The organism is Flavivirga aquimarina (assembly GCF_030540835.1).
Lineage (GTDB): Bacteria > Bacteroidota > Bacteroidia > Flavobacteriales > Flavobacteriaceae > Flavivirga > Flavivirga aquimarina.
Genome location: NZ_JAUOEK010000171.1, coordinates 1 through 297 on the forward strand (window position 1 = coordinate 1; position 297 = coordinate 297).

1 protein-coding gene is annotated in these 297 nt (G+C 27.9%); it reads right to left on the reverse strand.

The annotated features are described in order from the left end of the window. Positions 1 to 185: transposase (locus tag Q4Q35_RS18050; RefSeq protein ID WP_496559760.1), on the reverse strand; the 185-nt coding region annotated here is incomplete at its 3' end. Positions 186 to 297: the final 112 nt, after the last annotated feature.

The window sequence follows — 297 nt, forward strand, 5'->3', positions numbered from 1 at the left end:
AACATTCGAATAGGACATTCTGCGGTTCGCCCATTATTATGACAATACTTGGTTAATAATTCGTCGTAAATGAAAGAAAAATCTATTAAATTATTGATTTTCCTTAGTAAATTCTCTTTTGGAACAATTAAATCATACAATGAACTGTATTCACTAAATTGAACTTTTTGTTGTTGATCTAGCATAGGTAAAAGAATATTTTTACTCTTTTAAGATACAAAAAAAGGAGTAGAAAATCTTCGATTTCTACTCCTTTTCATTACTATTTAAGTCTTAATAGACTTTTTCAGTGGCCTC